Annotated in this window: 16 protein-coding genes; 8 read left to right on the top strand and 8 right to left on the bottom strand. The window is 67.1% G+C overall.

Going from position 1 to position 20,057, the window contains the following annotated elements; genetic code table 11:
• Positions 1–15: 15 nt before the first annotated feature.
• The 3 genes from kdpA to ACWYRN_RS22055 all read right to left on the bottom strand — a co-directional run bounded on the left by kdpA (position 16) and on the right by ACWYRN_RS22055 (position 2,772).
• Positions 16–1,746 (bottom strand): potassium-transporting ATPase subunit KdpA, encoded by a 1,731-nt coding sequence (kdpA, locus tag ACWYRN_RS22065; RefSeq protein WP_488689864.1) that lies wholly within the window; start codon positions 1,744–1,746, stop codon positions 16–18.
• Positions 1,746–1,835: a potassium-transporting ATPase subunit F gene (locus tag ACWYRN_RS22060; RefSeq protein WP_229435693.1), complete on the bottom strand. Its 90-nt coding sequence runs from the start codon at positions 1,833–1,835 to the stop codon at positions 1,746–1,748. Before ACWYRN_RS22060 ends, kdpA begins: the two co-directional genes overlap by 1 nt.
• A gap of 187 nt (positions 1,836–2,022) precedes the next feature.
• Positions 2,023–2,772 carry a TorF family putative porin gene (locus tag ACWYRN_RS22055; RefSeq protein WP_488689862.1) on the bottom strand — a complete coding sequence of 250 codons (750 nt, stop codon included), beginning with the start codon at positions 2,770–2,772 and terminating at the stop codon, positions 2,023–2,025.
• 303 nt (positions 2,773–3,075) lie between these two features.
• On the opposite strand from ACWYRN_RS22055, the gene ACWYRN_RS22050 reads away from it, so the two are divergent.
• Both ACWYRN_RS22050 and ACWYRN_RS22045 read left to right on the top strand, forming a co-directional pair.
• Positions 3,076–4,638: a sensor histidine kinase gene (locus tag ACWYRN_RS22050; RefSeq protein WP_488689860.1), complete on the top strand. Its 1,563-nt coding sequence runs from the start codon at positions 3,076–3,078 to the stop codon at positions 4,636–4,638.
• Between the two features lie 189 nt (positions 4,639–4,827).
• On the top strand, positions 4,828–7,239 hold the full coding sequence (locus ACWYRN_RS22045) for a catalase (protein WP_488689859.1): 2,412 nt from the start codon (positions 4,828–4,830) through the stop codon (positions 7,237–7,239).
• 112 nt (positions 7,240–7,351) lie between these two features.
• Here the strand turns inward: ACWYRN_RS22045 and ACWYRN_RS22040 are convergent, their stop codons facing one another.
• Positions 7,352–8,110, bottom strand: coding sequence for a ZIP family metal transporter (locus ACWYRN_RS22040; RefSeq protein ID WP_488689857.1), 759 nt, complete (start codon positions 8,108–8,110; stop codon positions 7,352–7,354).
• A gap of 299 nt (positions 8,111–8,409) precedes the next feature.
• On the opposite strand from ACWYRN_RS22040, the gene ACWYRN_RS22035 reads away from it, so the two are divergent.
• The 3 genes from ACWYRN_RS22035 (at position 8,410) to ACWYRN_RS22025 (ending at position 12,324) form a co-directional block, all read left to right on the top strand.
• Positions 8,410–9,795: a metallophosphoesterase gene (locus ACWYRN_RS22035; RefSeq protein ID WP_488689856.1), complete on the top strand. Its 1,386-nt coding sequence runs from the start codon at positions 8,410–8,412 to the stop codon at positions 9,793–9,795.
• A 215-nt stretch (positions 9,796–10,010) separates the two neighbouring features.
• A complete protein-coding gene (locus tag ACWYRN_RS22030; protein ID WP_488689855.1) occupies positions 10,011–11,195 on the top strand; it encodes a cation:proton antiporter in 1,185 nt (394 codons plus the stop codon).
• 1 nt (position 11,196) lies between these two features.
• Positions 11,197–12,324: a YbdK family carboxylate-amine ligase gene (locus ACWYRN_RS22025; RefSeq protein WP_488689854.1), complete on the top strand. Its 1,128-nt coding sequence runs from the start codon at positions 11,197–11,199 to the stop codon at positions 12,322–12,324.
• Positions 12,325–12,340: 16 nt separating this feature from the next.
• On the opposite strand, the gene ACWYRN_RS22020 is transcribed toward ACWYRN_RS22025, so the two are convergent.
• Positions 12,341–12,835 carry a MarR family winged helix-turn-helix transcriptional regulator gene (locus ACWYRN_RS22020; protein WP_488689853.1) on the bottom strand — a complete coding sequence of 165 codons (495 nt, stop codon included), beginning with the start codon at positions 12,833–12,835 and terminating at the stop codon, positions 12,341–12,343.
• Between the two features lie 136 nt (positions 12,836–12,971).
• On the opposite strand from ACWYRN_RS22020, the gene ACWYRN_RS22015 reads away from it, so the two are divergent.
• The gene (locus tag ACWYRN_RS22015) at positions 12,972–15,407 is read left to right on the top strand and encodes a penicillin-binding protein 1A (protein ID WP_488689852.1); all 2,436 of its coding nucleotides are present in this window, start codon (positions 12,972–12,974) and stop codon (positions 15,405–15,407) included.
• A gap of 294 nt (positions 15,408–15,701) precedes the next feature.
• Here the strand turns inward: ACWYRN_RS22015 and ACWYRN_RS22010 are convergent, their stop codons facing one another.
• From ACWYRN_RS22010 to ACWYRN_RS22000, 3 genes are all read right to left on the bottom strand, one after another.
• Positions 15,702–16,541: a glucose 1-dehydrogenase gene (locus ACWYRN_RS22010; RefSeq protein ID WP_488689851.1), complete on the bottom strand. Its 840-nt coding sequence runs from the start codon at positions 16,539–16,541 to the stop codon at positions 15,702–15,704.
• A gap of 43 nt (positions 16,542–16,584) precedes the next feature.
• Positions 16,585–17,727 carry a mechanosensitive ion channel family protein gene (locus ACWYRN_RS22005; protein WP_488689850.1) on the bottom strand — a complete coding sequence of 381 codons (1,143 nt, stop codon included), beginning with the start codon at positions 17,725–17,727 and terminating at the stop codon, positions 16,585–16,587.
• A gap of 163 nt (positions 17,728–17,890) precedes the next feature.
• A complete protein-coding gene (locus ACWYRN_RS22000; protein ID WP_488689848.1) occupies positions 17,891–18,070 on the bottom strand; it encodes a DUF3606 domain-containing protein in 180 nt (59 codons plus the stop codon).
• 206 nt (positions 18,071–18,276) lie between these two features.
• On the opposite strand from ACWYRN_RS22000, the gene ACWYRN_RS21995 reads away from it, so the two are divergent.
• Together ACWYRN_RS21995 and ACWYRN_RS21990 are read left to right on the top strand one after the other, a co-directional pair.
• Positions 18,277–18,594: a thioredoxin family protein gene (locus ACWYRN_RS21995; RefSeq protein ID WP_488689846.1), complete on the top strand. Its 318-nt coding sequence runs from the start codon at positions 18,277–18,279 to the stop codon at positions 18,592–18,594.
• Positions 18,591–19,883, top strand: a complete 1,293-nt coding sequence (locus ACWYRN_RS21990; protein WP_488689845.1) for an MFS transporter — start codon at positions 18,591–18,593, stop codon at positions 19,881–19,883. Before ACWYRN_RS21995 ends, ACWYRN_RS21990 begins: the two co-directional genes overlap by 4 nt.
• The last annotated feature ends 174 nt before the right edge of the window (positions 19,884–20,057 follow it).

Genomic DNA, 20,057 nt, shown 5'->3' with positions numbered 1-20,057 from the left:
TTACTCCAGATGGATTCAGCGGGCGAACAGCTGCATATGCTCAGCGACAGGGCCGAGGGCGAGCGCGGGCACGTAGTTCAGCACCCCGACCAGCACCACGATGGCCACCAGCAGGAACACGAACATCGGGCCGTGTGTCGGCAGGGTGCCGGAAGTGGCGTTCAGCTTCTGCTTGGCGGCCAGCGAACCGGCGATCGCCAGCACCGGCACGATCACGGCAAAACGTCCGAACCACATGGCGATTGCCAGCATGGTGTTGTAGAAGGGCGTGTTCGCCGACAGCCCGGCAAAGGCGCTGCCGTTGTTGTTGGCAGCCGAGGTGAAGGCGTACAGCACTTCGCTGAAGCCGTGCGCGCCGGGATTCGCCAGGCCGGCCTTGCCGGCATCAAGCACCACGGCCACCGCGGTCCCGGCCAGCACCAGGGTCGGCACCGCCAGGATCACGATGGCGGCCATCTTCATTTCATAGGCGCCGATCTTCTTGCCCAGGTATTCCGGGGTGCGCCCGATCATCAGGCCGGCCACGAACACGGCCAGGATGGCGAACACCAGCATGCCGTACAGCCCCGAGCCGACGCCGCCGAACACGACTTCGCCCAGCTGCATCAGCACCAGCGGCACCATGCCGCCCAGGGGCATGAAGGAGTCGTGCATGGCGTTCACCGCGCCGCACGACGCCGCCGTGGTGACGGCCGCGAACAGGCTGCTGGCGGCGATGCCGAAGCGCACCTCCTTGCCCTCCATGTTGCCGCCGGCCTGCAGGCTACTGGCCGCCCCGTCGACGCCGAGCGCCTGCAGTACGGGGTTGGCCTGCTGCTCGAAGGCGGCGACGGCCACCGCGGCCACCACGAACATCAGGGTCATCGCAGCCAGCACGGCCCAGCCCTGGCGGCGCTCGCCCACCACGCGGCCGAAGGTGAAGCACAGCGCCGCCTGGATCAGGAAGATGGACAGCATCTGCACGAAGTTGGCCAGCGCGGTCGGGTTTTCGAAGGGGTGGGCCGAGTTGGCGTTGAAGAAGCCGCCGCCGTTGGTGCCGAGCAGCTTGATCGCTTCCTGCGAGGCGACCGGGCCCATGGCCAGCAGCTGGCTCGCGGCGCCACCCTTGGCGTCGAGGGGCGCCAACTCCCGGTAGGCTTCGAAGTTCTGGATCACGCCCTGGCTCACCAGGAACAGCGCGAACAGCAGCGACAGCGGCAGCAGCAGATACAGGGTCGAACGGGTGAGGTCGGCCCAGAAATTCCCGATCGACGAGGCCGAACGGGCGCCGAAGGCACGGATCAGCGCGAACGCGACTGCGATGCCGGTGGCGGCGGAGAAGAAGTTCTGCCCGGCCAGGGCCAGCATCTGGGTCAGGTAGCTCATGGTCTGCTCGCCGCCGTAGCCCTGCCAGTTGGTGTTCGCGACGAAGCTCACCGCCGTGTTGAAGGAGGAATCGGCCGACACGGCAGGCAGCGCTTGCGGGTTCAGCGGCAGCGCGCCTTGCAGGCGCTGGACGGCATACACGAACAGGGCGCCCACCGCATTGAACAGCAGGAGGGCGAAGGCATAGGCGCGCCAGCCCTGGTCCTGGGCGGCGGCGGGGCCGGCGGCGCGGTAGAGCAGGCGCTCGACAAGGCCGAGCCACTGCATGCCGGGCACGGCGCCGCGGCCGGCCACGTGGGCCAGGTACAGGCCCATCGGCCAGGCCAGGGCCAGCAGCACGAGGAGGAAGGCTGCGAGCAGCAGGAGGGACTGGGCCGTCATCACAGGTCCTCCGCTTTCAGCAATGCGTAGACGAGGTAGACGAGCAGGGCGCCGGCCAGCAGGCCGGCCCCGAGATACAGGCCGCTCATTTCGCCTCCAGGCGCCTGCACAGCGCAACCAGGGCGCAGCACAGCGCCGCAAATCCGCCAAGGGCGGCAATAAAGATCACATCCATGGAAAACCCTCACGTTGTTCTTGTTCTTCAAGCGTAGGGCGGGCCGCCTCAAGATGGGGTAAAGACCCGGCCCGTCGCTGTAAAGGAAATGTAAAAACGGCTCAGAAGCTGCGGCCGATGCTCAGGACCACAGCGCGCTTGCCGAGGAACCGGCCATCGGCCGGCGAGGCGTAAGCGCTGCGGCCGGCATTCGTGCCGACGGCGGCCAGGGTCACGCTGGCGATGCCGAAGTCGTGGACCACGGCGGCCTTCCAGTCGCTGTAGCTGGAGGCGCTCACGTGGCGCACGCGCTGGCGCCCGGCGTGCAGGTTGATCGTGGTTTTCTCGCCGGCGGCCAGGTTCAGGTTCAGGTCGAGGTAGCCGCTGCCGTGCGAATCCGGGATGCCGAACAGGTTCGTCAGGCTGTGCGAGTACTTCAGGGTGGCGACGCCGTAACCGAGCTGGGCATAGGCTTCGGCGGTATTCGCGTTGTCGAAGCCGCTCACCCTGGACAAGCCGTTCGACGGGTAGAGGTAGCCGAGCAGGCCGGCGTCGTAGCTGACCCCGCCGCCCAGCTCGCCGCGTTTGCCGCCGTACAGGTCGACCTCGATGCTGCCCGAGCCGCCGGCGTCGCGGGTCCAGGTGATCGACGAGGCCCAGGCGCCGGCATACCAGCCGGACGCCGCGGCGTAGTCGGCGCCAAGCTGGACGGCGGGCTGCAAGCGGGTTTGAGAAATGCCGCGGTAGCGGTAGTCGGAGACGAGGGCGGCATTCGCGCTCAGGGTGGCGTCGCTGGAATCGGCCGCACGGGCGGCGCCGGCAAGGCCGGCCATAACAGTGGACAAGGCAGCTGCCAGGAGAATGATCTTCATGGGTCTCTTTCGGACGGTAAAACCCGGCGGAAGGGTCCGGCGGGCGTAGTAAAAACAGCCCGGCCAGCTTATCGGCGCGTCCATCAAGATGGTCTAAAAAGGCCGCTGCACAGAATAAAGAACCCATCAATACGGGAAAGCCGCAGCCAAGGCGTGCCCCCTTCAGCATCGCTTAATAGTAAGCTGATAACATTGCACGGATTACTGCCGAGCCGACTCCCAGCGCACGCGCTTCACCCAGGCACGCCGACAGGCACATAACGACAACCTCCAAAAGTGGACCGAATTATCTCCAGTTCCGTAGTGCCCAAATCCGCCGCCCTGCTGTGCGCCGCGATCGCGTTGGCGAATGCGGGCGGCTGGTTGTTTGACCTGCCTCTCCTGATCTCGATCCGGCCTTCGCTGCCGAAGATGGTGCCGGCGAGCGCGGCGCTGGTCTTCCTTGCCGCCGTCAGCCTGGCCTGCCAGGCACGCCGGCGTCCGCTGCGCTTCGCGGCGCTTGCCAGCGGCGCGACCGTTGCGCTGTGGGCCGCGGTGATGCTGCTTGGTCACCTGACCGGCCTGCCGGTGGGGCCGCTGCTGGCCGGCGCCTTCGGCTCCCAGGGCGCGGGCAGCCTGTCGTCGACCTTCACTTCGACAATGTTCGTGGCGCTCGGCATGGCGTTGGTGCTGATGGTGCTGCGCCGCTGGACGGTCGCCGCGCAGGCGCTGGCGATGGGCGCGTTCCTGGTCTCGCTGCTCAACGCCAGCGGCTACTTTTTCCGCGATACCTTCCTGTACCAGGTGCTGCCCGGCCAGGGCGTCGGCATCCTGACCACGGTCGCTGCCATGGCGCTGTCCGCGGGCATCCTGTTCCTGCGTCCGCGCCTGGGCATCATGGCCGCCGTCACCGACGGCATGCCGGCGGTCCGCATCGCGCGCCGCCTGCTGCTGGCGGCCATCGGCGTGCCGCTGCTGCTCGGGATCGCCGTCACGCTGGCCCTGGACGCCGGCCTGTACGACGCCGGCACCGCATTGCCGCTGCTGGTGTGGGGCACGATCGTCGCGTTCACGGTGATCATCTGGCGCCTCTGCCTGCAACTGCACGAGGTCGAACTGGCGCGCCAGCGCGCCGAGACCGAGCTGCGCCGCACCATGCAGGAGCTGCACGAAGCCGACGGGCGCAAGGACGTTTTCCTCGCCACGCTGGCGCATGAGCTGCGCAACCCGCTGGCGCCGATCAAGGCCACCGCCCAGCTGCTGGGCCGGGTGGGCGCGGGCGACGACGAGCAATTGCGACGCATGAGCGGCATCATCGAGCGCCAGGTCGACCACATGGTGACCCTGGTCGAGGACTTGATGGACGTGTCGCGCGTGCGCAGCGGCCAGATCGCGCTGGAGCGCGCGCCGGTCGACCTGCAGGCGGTGATCGCCGCCGCCCACGAGCAGGTGCGGCCCCTGGTCGAACGCCGCAACCACGCCTGCCGCATCGACGCCGATGCCCAGCCGGTCTGGGTGCTGGGCGACGCCAAGCGCCTGGTGCAGGTGCTGGCCAACCTGATGAACAACGCGGCCAAGTACACGCCGCCGGGCGGCGAACTGCGCGTGACCCTGCGTGCGGACGCGCGCCAGGCCAGCATCGCGGTGCAGGATAACGGCGCCGGCATTGCGCCGGCGCTGCTGCCGCGCGTGTTCGAGATGTTCACCCAGGCCGCGCTGACGCCGGAGCGCGCGGAAGGCGGCCTGGGCATGGGCCTGGCCCTGGTCAAGCGCCTCACCGAGATGCAGGGCGGCAGCGTGCGCGCCGACAGCGCCGGAGCCGGGCGCGGCAGCACCTTCACCGTGACGCTGCCGTTGGCCGACCCCGCTACTGCACAGCCGGGCTGACCTATACCCTACCTATCAGTTCCGTCTGCACGATCACTCCGCTTGATTGATATCAAGGAGTAGGGCGAACACCAAAAGCAGACTCGTCAATTGAGCGCCACCGTTTCAGCGCATCTTGCCGCAAGTCACACATCGGCCGATGCGGGGTTTGTGCGCCGTCTATCCGACAATCAATTGATGAGGTAACCCATGGCCACACGCAAGAAGAACGGGGCGCTCGACGGCGCCGGCTCCATCCTCAGCACCATTGCAGGACCTGCGGACGCGAAGCCGCCGGCCAGCCTGGGCGCGAAGACCCCGGAAAGCGAGCGCCTGCTGGAAAAGGTCGTGTCCGACATGGCCCTCGCCGCCGAGATGCCGTTCAACCCGACGGAGTCGCGCGAATACGGCGAGGACGCGATTCCACCGCACGAAGGCGCGCGCCACACCCCTTCGACGCCGCTGGCCACGGCCAGCACCACCACGGAAGATATCGCCTCGCCGAAGGTAGGCGACGGCACGCCGGCAATCGGCCAGAACCCACTCAATGGCCCGCTCGACCGCGTGCGCGTGGACGACAGCGGCCGTGCGCTCACCACCAACCAGGGCGTGAAGGTGGGCGACAACCAGGATTCGCTGAAGATCGGCCTGCGCGGCCCGACCGCGATGGAGGACTTCATCTTCCGCGAAAAGATCACCCATTTCGACCACGAACGGATTCCCGAGCGGGTGGTGCATGCGCGCGGCTCGGGCGCGCATGGCTATTTCGAGAGCTACCAGGACCTGTCGCCGATCACGCGCGCCGCGCCGTTCTCCAGGGCCGGCAAGAAGACGCCGGTGTTCGTGCGCTTCTCCACCGTGGCCGGCTCGCGCGGGTCCGCCGACACGGTGCGCGACGTGCGCGGCTTCGCCACCAAGTTCTATACGGAGGAGGGCATCTGGGACCTGGTGGGCAACAACATTCCGGTCTTCTTCATCCAGGATGCGATGAAATTTCCGGACGTGATCCACTCGGTGAAGCCCGAGCCGCACCACGAGATGCCGCAGGCGTCCAGCGCCCACGACACCTTCTATGATTTTGCCGGCCTCTCGCCGGAAACCTTCCACATGCAGATGTGGGTCGAGTCCGACCGCGCGATCCCGCGCAGCTACCGCATGATGCAGGGCTTCGGCGTGCACACCTTCCGCCTGATCAACGCCGCCGGCGAATCGCGCTTCGTGAAATTCCACTGGACGCCGCTCGCCGGCACCCATTCGCTGGTGTGGGACGAAGCCGTGAAGCTGGCCGGCGCCGACCCCGACTTCCACCGGCGCGACCTGTGGGAAGCGATCGAGGCCGGCCACTTCCCGGAATGGGAACTCGGCCTGCAGGTGTTCACCGAGCAGGAAGCGGCAAGCTTCGGCGTGTTCGACGTGCTCGACGCCACCAAGCTGGTGCCCGAGGAACTGGTGCCCGTGCGTACCGTCGGGCGCCTGGTGCTGGACCGCAATCCCGATAACTTCTTCGCCGAGACCGAGCAGGTGGCCTTCTGCACGGCCCACATCATTCCCGGCATCGATTTCACCAACGACCCGTTGCTGCAGGGGCGCATCCACTCCTACGTCGACACCCAGCTCACGCGCCTGGGCGGCCCGAATTTCCACGAGATTCCGATCAACGCGCCCATCGCCCAGGTGCACAACAACGGGCGCGACGGCTTCCACCGCCAGGCCATCAACCGCGGCCGCGTCAACTACGAGCCGAATTCGCTGGCCGGCGGCTGCCCCTTCCAGGCCGGAGCGCGCGGCTTCAACAGCTATCCGGAGCCGGTGGAGGGGAGCAAAGTGCGCGGCAAGCCCGAGCTGTTCGCCGAACACTATGGCCAGGCGCGCCTGTTCTGGCAAAGCCAGACCCCGGTCGAGCAGGCACACATCGTCAACGCCTACCGCTTCGAACTGACGCGGGTGCAGACGCCGGCCGTGCGCGAGCGGATCGTCGCCGGGCTGGCGAACATCGACGCGGGACTGGCGAATGCGGTGGCGAGCCAGCTGGGGATCGCCGTGCCGGCGCCGCTGCCGCGCGCCACCGAACTGCCGATCCCGGACTACCAGCCCTCGCCGCCGCTGTCGCTGCTGGCGCGGCCCGGCAAGACCGGCATCCGCACGCGCCGCATCGCGATCCTGGTGGCGGCCGGCGTCGACGGCGACACCGTGCGCGAGCTGTACGCGGCGCTGCTGAAGGAGGGCGCCCAGCCGCGCCTGGTCGGCCAGCGCCTGGGCAAGGCCGAGTCGACGGGCGGGCACCCGCTCGACATCGAGATCACGCTGGAAACCAGCCCGGCGGTGATGTACGACGCCCTGGTCCTGCCGCCCGGCGACGCCGCCATGCTGGCCCTGAGCCGCGACGGCCGCGCCCTCGAATTCGTACGCGAGCAGTACCGGCACCTGAAGCCCATCCTGGCGCTCGGCAATGGCGCCGGGCTGCTGCAGGCGGCCGGGATTCCGCCCCGGCTGCCGGACGGCGGTGAGGACTGGGGGCTGATCCTGGGAGCAGGCGAGCCGGCGGCGGCGTTCGCGGCCTTCAAGGCGGCGATCGTGCGGCACCGGGTATACGAGCGCGAGACGGACCCGCCCAGGGTGTAAGCGACACTCAGGGTAGCGATGAACGCGTGCACGGCGCGGTAGGGTGGACGGCTACGCCGTCCACGCGTCCAACAGGCGCCCGCGTCACCGCGAACGCCAGGAATCCGCTCCTTCACCCGCCCAACTTGCTCAGCGCGAAAGCCGACAGGAATCCAGCGACCGTAATCAACCCCGCGAAATCGTGTGCTTCCTCGAAGGCTTCCGGGATCATGGTATCGGCCAGCATCGCCAGGATCGCCCCAGCCGCCACCGCGGTGGTCGCCGCCACCACCTCGTTCGAAAAGCCTTCGAACACCGTGTAGCCAACCAGCGCCGCCACGCCCGAGGCCAGGGCGATCCCGCCCCAGATGCCGAAGATGTAGCCTGCCGAGCGCCCGGCCTTCTTCATGCCGGCCGCGCTCGACAAGCCTTCAGGCACGTTGGACAGGAAGATCGCGGCCACCGCCACCATGCTGACCTTGCCGCCGCCGAGCATCGACAAGCCAATGACGATGGATTCCGGGATGCCGTCGAGCAGGGCGCCGACGGCAATCGCCGCGCCGCTGCCGCCTTCGTCGGCCGTGGGCTGCTGGTCGCCCGAGCGCTTGCGGTGGCGCGCGCCGCGGTGCGAGAGCCACCAGTTGGCCAGGGTATAGACTGCCGCGCCGCCGAGAAAGCCGAGCGCGGTGGCCGTGAAGCCGCCGGTGTGGAAGGCTTCTTCCATCAACTCGAACGAGAGGGCGGAAATCAGTACGCCGCTGCCGAAGGCCATGATGGCGGCAATCAGGCGCGGCGGAACAGCGAACCTGTAGCCGGCGAATGCGCCAAGCAGCAGAGCGCCGCCGGCGACCAGGCCCCACAAGCCTGCTTGCAACCAGACGGGAATGCTCAAACGGGTCTCCATTGTTGTGTTTGTTGAAATGGTACTACGGCGCCCGGTAGGGGCGGCGTTCTGCTGTAGGGTGGTCGGCTATACCCGAGCGTGTGCGGGCTCGCGGCGATGACGCCGCCCACGCGTCCAGCGGCAGCCTGCCTGCCCCCGCGTCTCAGGCACCTGTTGGACGCGTGGGCGGCGCCGGGGCAGCGTCGATCCATGCTGTCGGGTATAGCCGACCACCCTACGCGCCGTTTCACAGGTCCGTCATACGGCTGTGCTACATTCGGCACTTTTGCAGGAAAGGCAGTCCGACCTTGATCCCCTCTTCACGACTTGCGGCGCTGGCCGCCGCAGCCACCCTGGCCGGTTGCGCGGCCTATACGCCCGCGCCATCGCATACCGAATCGGCTTTTGTGCTGATCGGCGAAAACGGCCAGGCCATCGCGCGCGTGATCACGGCCGCGCAGGCCTGCCCGCCGCTTCAGGTCGACGGCCACCTGATGCCGATGCGCGTTCGCGTACCGTATTCGCCGATCCCGGCGCGCGCCGGCCAGCCGCATACGCCGCCCTCGAGCGCGGTATTGACCTGCGAGGCGCCGATCCCGGCCGGCAGCTTCACGGCGCAGGTGGCCGGCACGCCGCTGCCGGTTCCGAAAGCCGAGCCGAAGCGCATCGTGGTCATCGGCGACACCGGCTGCCGCCTGAAGGGCAAGGACTTCCAGGACTGTAACGATGCGACAGCATTCCCGTTCGCCACGGTCGCGGCCAGCGCCGCCGCCTTCAAGCCCGACCTGGTGATCCACGTCGGCGACTACCACTACCGCGAAGACCCATGCCCGAGCGACCGTCCGGGCTGCGCAGGCAGTCCCTATGGCTATGGCTTCGATGCCTGGGCCGCCGACTTCTTCACCCCGGCGAAAGCCCTGCTGGCGGCCGCGCCCTGGGTGGTCGCGCGCGGCAACCACGAGAACTGCGCGCGCGGCGGCCAGGGCTGGTGGCGCTACCTCGATCCGCGTCCGTTCGAGACCGGCCGCGACTGCGACAAGCCGGAAAACGACGCCAGCGGCGACTACAGCGACCCCTACGCCGTGCCGCTCGGCGGCGGGGCGCAGCTGATCGTCTTCGACACCGCCAACACCAGCTACAAGGGCCTGCCGAAGAGCGACGTGCGGCGCGCGCGCTATGCCGACACTTACCGCAAGGTCGAGGTGCTGGCGAAAAACGCGCAATACAACATCGGCGTCGACCACCATCCGCTGTTCGCCTTCGGCGCCAACCGCGACGCCCGGACCGGCGAAGTCACCCTGTTCGGCGGCGACAAGGGCCTGCTCGACGCCTTTGGCGACGTCGACCCGGGCTACTTCCCGCGTTCGGTGAGCATGCTGCTGTCGGGCCACGTGCACCTGTGGGAGCAGACCAGCTTCTCGACGCCGCACCCAACCCAGTTCGTGGCCGGCTTCTCCGGCACCGCCGAGGACATCGTGCCGCTGCCCGCCAGCGTAGCGCCGGGCCAGACGCCGGCCCCGGGCGCCATCGTGGAGACGATGAGCTCGTGGATCGACGGCTTCGGCTTCATGACGATGGAGCGTACCGGCCCGGATGCCTGGCGGGTGTTGGTGATGGACCGCGACGGCAGGCAGCGTAATAGCTGCACCGTGAAAGGCAGGCACTCGCGCTGTGAAGTTGCACAAGTGAAATAGTAGTAAGTACATTTACCCAAATATAATTGCCAGTAGAATATTTATCAGGCAATATATCGACATCGGAGCCGCCGCCATGGCGGGCTCGCGATCAGCGATGAGGCGTACACACGTTTCTTTTGGCCCCCGGGTACCCCGGGGGCTGTTTTTCGCGGGAGGCCCACCGCCCGGTGGTGCTCGTTGTTCTCTCGCCCCTGCCCGGAGGATCACGACGCATGCTCGACTATTCCGACCTCGGTCTCCAACTCGCCTGGCCGCTGGCCATGACGCTCGCCTGGATGGCCGGTGAACTGGTCTACCGCTGGACCGCGCTGCCGCGCATCGCCGTCTACGGCCTGGCCGGCTTCGTGTTCGGCAACCTGGCCGCCGGCTACCTGCCGCCGTCGGAAGCCAAGAACTTCATGTGGCTGGCCAACCTCGGTTTCGGCCTGATCCTGTTCGAGCTCGGCTACCGCATCAACCTGCGCTGGCTGAAGAACAATCCCTGGATCGTCCTCACCTCGCTGCTCGAAGCGATCTGCACCTTCGGCGCCGTCTACCTGGTCGCGTCCTGGTTCGGCATGGAGCGCCTGCCCGCCGCGCTGACGGCCTCGCTGGCGATGTCGAGTTCCCCGGCCGGCCTGCTGCGCGTGCTGAACGAGCAGGGCGCGTCCGGCCAGGTAACCGAACGGGCCATGCACCTCACCGCCCTGAACTGCGTGATGGCGGTCTTCACCTTCAACATCGTGGTCGGCATCGGCGTGTTCCAGACCTCGGGCGACCTGGCCCACGCGGCCGGCAGCAGCGCGCTGGTGCTGGTGGCCTCGAGCGGCCTGGGCGCGTTGTTCGGCGCCCTGGTGCCGCTCTGGCTGCGCATCATCGACGCCTCGCGCGACGGCACCCTGGCGTTTGCCCTGGCCGTGGTGCTGCTGGTGGCGATCACCTCGGTGCTGCCGCTGTCGCCGGTGCTGGCGGCACTCACCTTTGGCCTGGTGGCGCGCCACCGCCGCATCGCCCTGAGCCCGGCCCAGCGTAACTTCGGCGTGCTGGGTGACCTGCTCACGGTGCTGATGTTCTTTTTTGTCGCCACCAAGGTCGAGGTCGAGCAGATCGGCGGCGGCCTGGCCCTGGGCCTGCTGCTGGTGGCGGTGCGCGCGGTGGTGAAGGTCGGCATCTGCACGGCCTTTGCGCGCGTGTCGGGCATTTCGGCGCGCAAGGGCGCCTTGTCCGGCCTGGCGCTCACGCCGATGGCGGTGTTCGCCATTTTGCTGATGGAGCAGACCCGCTGGATCGGCGTCGATTTGTTCGACAGCCTGGCGCCGCTGGCAGCGGTGATGCTGCTGCTCGACGTCGCCGGCCCGATCCTCACGCAACGCGCCGTCATCTGGGCCAACGAAACCCGCACCGGAAAGGAGGCTTGACATGGCACTCGAAAAATTCGCCCAATCCCAGCCGCTCACCATGGGCGTGGAGCTGGAACTGCAACTGGTCAGCCTGTCGGACTTCGACCTGGTGGCCGCTTCGCCCGACATGCTGGAACTGCTGGGGCGCGCGCCTTTCCCCGGCAACGTCACGCCCGAGATCACCGAGAGCATGATCGAGATTAATTCGAGCGTGCACACCCACCACGGCGAACTACTGAAGGAACTGCGCGAAATCCGCGACACCCTGTTGCGCGCCGGCGACCGCCTGAACGTGGGCGTGTGCGGCGGCGGCACCCATCCGTTCCAGCAGTGGTCGCAGCGCAGGATCTTTTCCAAGCCGCGTTTTCGCGAAGTGTCGGCGCTGTACGGCTACCTGGCCAAGCAGTTCACGGTGTTCGGCCAGCACGTGCACATCGGCTGCGGCTCGGGCGACGAGGCGCTGTTCCTGCTGCATGCGCTGAACCGCTATATCCCGCACTTCATCGCCTTGTCGAGCTCCTCGCCCTTCTTGCAAGGCAGCGACACGCGCTTCAATTCGGCGCGCCTGAATTCGGTGTTCGCGTTCCCGCTGTCGGGACGCGCGCCTTTCCTGCTCAGCTGGGAAGCCTTCGAGCGCGACTACTTCAGGCGCATGGAAAACACCGGCATCGTGCGCAGCATGAAGGATTTTTATTGGGACCTGCGGCCGAAGCCCGAGTACGGCACCATCGAGCTGCGCGTCTGCGACACGCCGCTCACGGTGGAGCGCGCCGCGGCGCTGGCCTGCTACCTGCAGGCGCTGTGCCGGCACCTGCTGGAGCGGAATGAGCCGCCGCCGCAGGAAGACGACTACCTGGTCTACAACTACAACCGCTTCCAGGCCTGCCGCTTCGGGCTGGACGGCACCCTGGTGCACCCGCAGACCCACGAGACGATCTCGCTGCGCGAAGACATCCTGACGACCCTGCGCCACCTGGAACCGCATGCCAAGGCGCTGGGCAGCGAAGCGGCGCTGGAGCACCTGTACAACGAAACCCATACCGGTAGCGACGCCTCTTTCCTGCGCGCGGCGCACGAGGAAGCGGGCAGCACCGAGGGCATCGTCGATGCCGCGCTGCGCCGCTTCCGCGAGGATTTTCCGGTCTAAGAGCTAGCGCCAGGCCTCAGGCCTGGCCGAGCGGGACGTGGGCGTCGGCTTCGTCGGCGGCCAGGCGCACGATCAGCATGGCCAGGTCGTGCTCGAGGCGGGCCAGGGTGGCCGCATCGAGGCTGGCCAGGGCGTCGGGCAGCACGCCCACGAAGGGCTGGGGCGCGCGCTGCAGCACGGCGTCGGCGGCGGGCAGGGTGCGCAGGGCAACGCCGCGCCGGTCCTGGCCTTCGCGCGCGCTGGCGATCAGCCCGCGGCTGCTCAGTGCGCGCACCAGGTTGCTGGCGGTGGACTGGTGGATGTCGAGGGCGCGCGCCAGCTCGGTCACGCCGATGCCGGGCGACTGGGCGATCACGGACAAAGCCCAGAGCTGGGCTCCGCCCAGGCCGGCGTCGCGCTCGACCTGGCGGAAATGGCTTTTCACCGAATTGAAGACGATGCGGAACTGACGCAATACCCGGGTCTCGGGAGCGAGCCCGTCCGCCTCGCCTTGGTTGTTCTGTTGGGACATGCCGTTATCATAGCGGAAACCGTTCTAAATTTGGTAACGCTGCACGCGCGCCGTTGCAAGCCAGGAACTTGGCCGGGGTCGGCTATACTTGCCATTCAGTGCAAGACAGAACGCAATACAGCAGGCAAGGACACCAGTGGACCAGGAAGAACAACAAGAGCGCGAGCAAGAGCGCGGCATCCGCCGGCAGGCGACAACATGGATTCATGGCGCAGGCAACAAGGCGCAGTCGGGTTTCCGGCATGCGCTTGGCATCCTCGGCGGGCGGCCGCGCTGGGAACAGGCGGTGCTGGTCGGGCTATGGGCGTTCGCAGCACTGCTGATCGCGCTGCTGGTCTACCTGATGATCCTGATTCCGCTCACTCCGGGCATAGCCGACCTGAAGCAGGTAAGCAGTGCGCGCCCGAGCGTGATGGTGTCCAGCGACGGCAAGGAACTGGGTACCTTCGAGCAGGGCCTGCAGGAGCGCGTGAAGCTGTCGCAGGTATCGCCGCACGTGGTCACCGCCCTGATCTCCACCGAAGACCACCGCTTCTACGACCACCACGGCGTGGACTTCACGCGCATCGCCGGCGCGCTCGTGGCCAGCCTGAAGGGCGACGCCCAGGGCGGCTCGACCATCACCCAGCAGCTGGCGCGCAACATGTTCCCGGAAGAGATCGGCCGCGCGCGCAGCATCAACCGCAAACTCAAGGAACTGATCACCGCGATCAAGATCGAGAACACCTACAGCAAGACCGAGATCCTCGAGGCTTACCTGAACACGGTGCCCTTCCTGTACAACGCGCGCGGCATCGAGATGGCAGCGCGCACCTATTTCGGCAAGCCGGCCCTGAAGCTCGACGTGCTGGAAGCGGCGACCCTGGTTGGCATGCTGAAGGGGACCTATTACTACAACCCGGTGACCAATCCCGAGCGCTCGCTCGGCCGGCGCAACGTGGTGCTAGGCCAGATGTACAAGCACGGCGCCTTTGACGAGAAGCGCTTCAAGTCCTTGACGAAACTCCCGCTGCGCCTGCGCTTCGAACGCCAGCTGGACCGCAGCGGCCGCGACAACCACTTCACCGCCCACGTGCGCAAGTGGCTGCTCGAATGGGCCGACGAGAACGACTACGACCTGCAACTGGACGGCCTGCGCGTCGAAACCACGCTCGACGCCGAGCTGCAGCAGGCGGCATTGCGCGCGGTCGAGCGCCAGGCCGGCGCGCTGCAGGCGGTGGCCGACGTCGAATGGGCCAATCCCGGCCTGCCCAATTCGAGCTCCACCGGCACCTACGCGGCGATCCGCCCGAACATCAAGCCCTTCGACTACTACTGGCTGTCGCATGCCGCGCAACTGGACGCTTTTGTCCGCGAAAGCGGCGAGTACCGCCGTGCGGTGGAAGGCGGCGAGGCGCCGGCCGCGGCGCTGAAGCGGCTGAAGGGCGACCGCACGTTCATGCGCGAGCTGAAAGAGAGCAAGTCGCGCCTGGAAGCCGGTTTCGTGGCGATGGACCCGGCCACCGGCGAAGTGAAGGCCTGGGTCGGCAGCCGCGACTTCGCGCGCGACCAGTACGACCACGTGGCCCAGGCCGCGCGCCAGCCGGGATCGACCTTCAAGCCCATCGTGTACGGCGCCGCACTGGAAAACGGCATCCCGCCGGAGCAGACCTATGTCGACACGGTCATGGAATTCGACATGGGCAACGGCAAGGTCTGGCGCCCGACCGACATGTCGGGCACCAGCGGGCGCCAGATCTCGATGCGCGAAGGCCTGGTGCACTCGAAGAACACGATCACGGCGCAGGTGATGCAGGATGTCGGCCTGCCGTCAGTGATCAAGCTGGCGAAAAACATGGGCATCCGCCAGAGCAAGCTGGAATCCGTGCCCTCGCTGGCCCTGGGCACCAGCCCGGTGACGCTGCTGGAAATGGTGAACACCTATTCGACCATCGCCGCCCAGGGCGAATACCGCAAGCCGGTGTTCGTGCGCCGCATCCTCGACCGCGACGGCAAGGTGGTGGCCGATTTCGCCAGCGTGGCGCCGGAACGCGCCATGTCGCAGGAAGCAAGCGTGACCCTGATCGACATCCTGCGCGGGGTGGTCAGCCGCGGCACCGGCACGGCGGTGCGCTACCGCTTCGGCGTGACCGGCGACGTGGCGGGCAAGACCGGCACCACCCAGAACAACGCCGACGGCTGGTTCATCCTGATGCATCCGAACCTGGTGGCCGGGGCCTGGGTCGGCTTCAACGACAACCGCGTGACCATGCGCAGCAATTACTGGGGGCAGGGCGGGCACAACGCGATCCTGCTGGTGGGCGACTTCTTCAAGACCGCGCTGGACGAAGGCAAGATCGACAAGGACGCGCTGTTCCCGGGCGGGCGCAAGCCGGAACCGGTGCACCGGCGTGCGGAGCCCGAGGAAGAGTTCATCGATGAAGAGGAACTGAACGAGGGCGTGCCGGCGGACGAGGCGGTCGAGGCGGCGCCGGTGGAAGACGAGGCGGTGGAAGTGGAGACGGTGCCGGAAGAGGAGATTCCGCCGCCGCCACCGCCACCGCCGACGCCGGTTCCTGCGCCGGAATATTGATCCGTCCATCGACGCCGCCGGGCTTCAACGGAATGGCGAGGGTCGATCCGCCGCCGAAGCCGGTGGCTTGAACCGTACGGTGGGCACTCCGTGCCCACGCGGAACGTCGCATCATGTTGACGAATCACCCGTCGAAATGCCAAAGCCGCGTTGACGCTTCTGGATGCGTCAACGCGGCGCTTGTTTTTCGATCAGCTCAAACGCCAACACGGCGCCAGCTTCCGCGTGGGCACGGAGTGCCCACCGTACGGTCGGTGCCATCGGCCGAAACGACGCCTTGGCTATTCTACGTTCCTATAAAATTGGCGTCCCGCCCGTCACCGCGATCCGCGCCCCCGACACATAGCTCGCCTGGTCCGACGCCAGCATCACATACACCGGCGCCACTTCCGCCGGCTGCCCCGGACGCTTCATCGGCACCTGATCGCCGAAGCTTTCCACTTCCTCCGGCGGCATGGTCGACGGAATCAGCGGCGTCCAGATCGGCCCCGGCGCCACCGAATTCGCGCGGATGCCCTTGTCCGCCAGCAGCTGGGCCAGGCCGGCCGTGAAGTTGGCGATTGCGCCCTTGGTCGTGGCATAGGCGAGCAGGGTCGGCTTCGGCTTGTCGGAATTGATCGAGCTGGTATTGATGATCGACGAACCCGGCTTCATGTGCTTCACCGCGGCTTTGCAGATGTGGAACATGGCCGTGATGTTGACCTGGAAGGTGTAGTCCCACTCTTCGTCGGGAATCTCTTCCAGCGATTCGCGCGTCATCTGGAAGGCGGCGTTGTTCACCAGGACGTCGATGCGGCCGAATTCCTGCACCGCCTTGTCGACGATGGCGCGGCAGTGGGCCGGGTCGGCGATGTCGCCCGGCACCAGCACGGCCTTGCGGCCGGCTTCCTCGACCAGGCGCGCGGTTTCTTTCGCGTCGTCGTGCTCGTTCAGGTAGGCGATCAGCACGTCGGCGCCTTCGCGCGCAAAGGCGAGGGCGACGGCGCGGCCAATGCCGCTGTCGCCGCCGGTGATGATGGTGGCTTTGTCCTGGAGCTTGCCGGAACCCTGGTAGCTGGTCTCGCCGTGGTCGGCCTGCGGTGTCAGTTGCGATTCCGTACCGGGTGGCTGCTGTTGTTGCGTGGGCTGGTTCATCGAAACATTCCTCCTTGCGTCAATCGGTTGGTGGACCGGAACCTCAGGCGCCTTGCGGCAGGCTGCGCAGGGTTGCCGGCGGTCGGACCCGGCCTTCGACCGGGAGTTCGGGTGCGGCGTCGACGGGCGCTTCCTGCAACAGCAGTTGCTGGGCGCGCGGCGCGGTCGAGATGTTCAGCTCGGCGAACATCTGCATCGCCGCCAGCAGGATCGCCTGCTGGGTATTCATGAACAGATCGTAGTCCGCGGTCTGCATGGTGTAGACGACTTCGTACTCGATGAAGTTCTGGTCGTACTTGCTCAGGTGGGCGCGGCCGAAGCTGACCTGGTCCTGTGCCTCGATGATGGCCTTGACCGCCTCCGGCACCTTCGCAGCCAGTGCGGCCGGCGTGTCGGGATGGGCACGCAGGTTGAACACCACGCGGCGCGTTTGCATGCGCTTGAAGTTCGATACCGTGTCCTTCAGCAGCGAGGCGTTCGAGATCACGATCTGCTCGCCGCTCGAGGCGCGAATGCGGGTGGTCTTCAGGCCGACCTTTTCCACCGTGCCCGAGATGCTGCCGGTGGAGATGAAGTCGCCCACCTCGAAGGGCTTGTCGAGCGCGATCGACAGCGAGGCGAACAGATCGCCCAGCACGTTCTGCACCGCCAGCGCGATGGCGATACCGCCGATACCGAGGCTGGCGACGAACGTGCTGACGTCGATCCCCAGGTTCGACAGCAGGGCCAGGGCGAAGATCACCCAGACGGCCGTTTGCAGCACCCAGATGATCAGGGTGTGGGCGATCGTCACCTGGCCGTCGTTGCCGTGGTGCGAGTGGGTGCGGAAGTAGCGGCTGGCCGTGACCTTGACCGCATTGTGCAGGTAGATCGCCAGTTGCAGGCCGAGGGTCAGGAACCACAGGTGGCCGACGCGCGCATTCCAGGGCGGCGGCAGGTCGAGGGCGGACAGGCCGATCAGGATAGCGGTGGCCAGCACCACCAGGTTGCTGGTGCGGGCCAGGGTGCGGCGCAGCACTTCGGCCACCGGACGGTGGGCGGCTTCGTCGCTCAGCTGGTCGAGGCGGCGCCGGAACAGGACCAGTGCGGTATGGATGGCGAGGAACGCGGCGACCGCCAGGCCGGCGGCGAACAGTGCGTTCGTCAGCGAGATGTCGAGGGATGCGATAAAGGCGCGGATATCCACATTGGGCTCCTTTCATTGAAGAGGTGGCGCAAGGGCGCGCGGATGCATGGCGGCAGGCGCCGGCGGCGCGGGCCGCCGGGCATGCTGCCGCGGCTGGCGGGCCGGAAGCCGGGCCAGGCGCGGCAGGGGATGGACGCACGGGGCGTCCGGGGGAAGCTGCTTCTTACTTTTTACCGAGGTGTTCGCGCACGGCGCTGACCGAAGGGCCGACCGCTTTCACGGCTTTTTCGAGCTCTTCCTTCGACACGCCGAGGGCTTCGGTCCAGTGGCGCACTTCGTAGTCCTCGTGCACGTTGATACGGGAACGGTCCTGCTGGCCGCGGTCTTGTTTGTTGTCGGACATGATGGCCTCCTATTGACGAGTTTGAATCCAATATGCCAGCGGTCCCGGGCATAGTCCGTTAAGCACTTCACCTTCTGCTTGCATTTCTTATGGCGCTGCAGGTTGTTCGCGTGGCCATGCGCATTGAATGAAAGGTTGCAGTACTAACTCTTCCATGGCGTTTTGAGGTAGGCTTATTACATAAAACACCATGGAGGAGCCAACGTATGACCTATGAAACAACCCAGCCGGAGCGCAGCGCGATAGATGCGGCCTCCGGCATCACCGCCCTCGACTTCGGCACCAACTGGTGCGGCTATTGCCGCGCCGGCGAACCGCTGATCGAGCAGGCATTGCAGGACTACCCGCAGGCGAAGCACATCAAGGTCGAGGATGGCCCTGGCCGCCCGCTGGGCCGCTCGTTCCGCATTAAGCTGTGGCCGACCGTGGTGGTCATGAAGGATGGCGTGGAAGTGGCGCGCGTCACCCGCCCGGTTGACGCCGACGAAGTGCGTGCAGCCCTGGCCAAGGCGGGCAATCCATGACCGCACCGAAGAACCGCGCGCGCACGGTGTTGTTCGCAAGCCTGATCGGCACCACCATCGAATTCTTCGACTTCTACATCTACGCCACGGCAGCGGTGCTGGTGTTTCCGAAGCTGTTCTTCCCGGGCTCGGACCCCACGGCCGCCATGCTGCAGTCCTTTGCCACCTTTGCGATCGCCTTCTTCGCGCGCCCGATCGGCTCGGCCGTGTTCGGCCACTACGGCGACCGCATCGGCCGTAAAGCCACACTGGTGGCGGCCCTGCTGACCATGGGTATCTCGACCATCGTGATCGGCCTGCTGCCGACCTACGCCGCCATCGGCACGCTGGCGCCGCTGCTGCTCGCCCTGTGCCGCTTCGGCCAGGGCCTGGGCCTGGGCGGCGAATGGGGCGGGGCGGTGCTGCTCGCCACCGAGAACGCGCCGCCGGGCAAGCGCGCCTGGTACGGCATGTTCCCGCAGCTGGGCGCGCCGATCGGCTTCTTCCTCTCGGGCGGTACCTTCCTGCTGCTCACCCAAACCCTGAGCGAGGACCAGTTCTTTGCCTGGGGCTGGCGCGTGCCCTTCTGGGCCAGCGCGATCCTGGTGGCCGTTGGCCTGTATGTGCGCCTGAAGATCACCGAGACGCCCGACTTCCAGAAAGTGCTCGACCGCGGCGAGCGCGTAAAGGTGCCGGTCGTGGCCGTGCTGCGCGACCACGGCGGCCCGCTGGTGCTGGGCACGCTGATGGCGCTGTCGACCTTCGTGCTGTTCTACCTGATGACGGTGTTCGCGCTGAGCTGGGGCACCACCAGCCTGGGCTTCTCGCGCACCGACTTCCTGTTCATGCAGCTGGGCGCGGTGGTGTTCTTCGGACTGACGATCCCGCCGTCTGCGCTGATCGCCGACCGCTTCGGCCGGCGCGCCGCGATGATCGCGGTGACGCTGGGGATCATCCTCTTCGGCCTCACCTTCGGCCAGCTGTTCGTGTCCGGCCACACGGGCACCGTGATGCTGTTCATGATCATCGGCCTGGGCCTGATGGGGCTGACCTACGGGCCGCTGGGTACGCTGCTGGCCGAGCTGTTCCCGCCGGCGGTGCGCTACACCGGCGCCTCGCTGACCTTCAACCTGGCCGGCATCCTGGGCGCCTCGCTGGCGCCCTACATTGCCACCAAGCTGGCGACCGAATACGGGATCGCGTCGGTGGGCTGGTACCTGTCGGGCGCGGCGCTGCTGAGCCTGGTGGCGCTGATCCTTACCAGCGGCAAGGCGCGCGAGCACGTGCGCGAGAAGGCGGTGGCGGAGTAAGGCAGTGTGCGCCGCCGCGTCGGTTCGACCGTGGGTTGGACGCGTGGGCGGCGCACACGCCGCGGCAATGCACAGGCAAGGGTGTAGCCGACCACCCTACGTAGGGTGGTCGGCCATATCGAGAACAGGATGATGACACGGCGTGAATGCCGCCCACGCGTTCGATCCACGCCA

The organism is Massilia sp. BAP21, from assembly GCF_057801335.1.
Note: the sequence above shows the minus strand (reverse complement) of the source record. Positions and strands in the feature narration are given on the sequence as shown.